The 451-nt window shown below is 45.5% G+C and carries 1 pseudogene (only partly in view); it reads right to left on the bottom strand.

Annotated elements, in window-relative coordinates:
- Nucleotides 1–451: pseudogene (locus EYO21_08455) on the bottom strand (hypothetical protein) (it extends past both window edges: 116 nt to the left, 564 nt to the right).

Here is a 451-nt window from a genome sequence, read left to right on the forward strand (position 1 = left end):
CCATGTCGACCATACCGTCCATTCTGAACGCAATCGCCAGAACTCTGTTTGCGCCACGAACCTGGTAAACACCCCAAGACCTTTCATATTTTGTTTTTTCAGCCGCTTCTTTAGCCTTCCTGATCAGGTCCAGTTTTTTTCCTACGGCCGCCGGGCTAAGATTGTAATATGTGAGTAAAAACATTGGGGAACGCCGGTCATTATAGCTGGCGTCAGGCACTTTGACATAGTAACGCATACCGCTGTTCTCTTCAACATAGGTGTTAAAAATTCTTTCCCAATCTTTATCGTGGGAGTCGCTGGTTTTTCGCTCATCGTAATCTTTCCAGTAATGGTTGGTTGTTCCAATAAAATATTGTCCTGATCTGGGACCACTCATCACTTTTGAGCCAAACTGATTCCACTGGCCTTCGCCGTGCCATTTGGAAACATGCGCTGAAACTGCTTTTTC

The organism is Candidatus Neomarinimicrobiota bacterium, assembly GCA_012964825.1.
Lineage (GTDB): Bacteria > Fidelibacterota > Marinisomatia > Marinisomatales > S15-B10 > UBA2125.